This window comes from Vibrio jasicida CAIM 1864 = LMG 25398 (assembly GCF_000400365.1).
GTDB classification, from domain to species: Bacteria; Pseudomonadota; Gammaproteobacteria; order Enterobacterales; family Vibrionaceae; genus Vibrio; species Vibrio jasicida.
Genome location: NZ_BAOG01000058.1, coordinates 1 through 791, shown reverse-complemented (window position 1 = coordinate 791; position 791 = coordinate 1). Strand labels below are relative to the sequence as shown.

At 53.6% G+C, this 791-nt stretch carries 1 rRNA gene; it reads left to right on the top strand.

Going from position 1 to position 791, the window contains the following annotated elements:
• Positions 1-766, top strand: a 23S ribosomal RNA gene (locus tag VJL_RS17145); the annotation flags it as partial.
• Between the last annotated feature and the right edge of the window lie 25 nt (positions 767-791).

Here is a 791-nt window from a genome sequence, read left to right as displayed (position 1 = left end):
CAGTCGCTAGATTGCGTGGAGCCGTCCTTGAAATACCACCCTTGTAGTGTTGATGTTCTAACGTCGACCCCTTATCGGGGTTGCGGACAGTGCCTGGTGGGTAGTTTGACTGGGGCGGTCTCCTCCCAAAGAGTAACGGAGGAGCACGAAGGTGGGCTAATCACGGTTGGACATCGTGAGGTTAGTGCAATGGCATAAGCCCGCTTGACTGCGAGAATGACAATTCGAGCAGGTGCGAAAGCAGGTCATAGTGATCCGGTGGTTCTGTATGGAAGGGCCATCGCTCAACGGATAAAAGGTACTCCGGGGATAACAGGCTGATACCGCCCAAGAGTTCATATCGACGGCGGTGTTTGGCACCTCGATGTCGGCTCATCACATCCTGGGGCTGAAGTCGGTCCCAAGGGTATGGCTGTTCGCCATTTAAAGTGGTACGCGAGCTGGGTTTAGAACGTCGTGAGACAGTTCGGTCCCTATCTGCCGTGGGCGTTGGAAGATTGAAGGGGGCTGCTCCTAGTACGAGAGGACCGGAGTGGACGAACCTCTGGTGTTCGGGTTGTGTCGCCAGACGCATTGCCCGGTAGCTAAGTTCGGAATCGATAACCGCTGAAAGCATCTAAGCGGGAAGCGAGCCCTGAGATGAGTCTTCCCTGATACTTTAAGTATCCTAAAGGGTTGTTCGAGACTAGAACGTTGATAGGCAGGGTGTGTAAGCGTTGTGAGGCGTTGAGCTAACCTGTACTAATTGCCCGTGAGGCTTAACCATACAACACCCAAGGGGTTTTGATGGA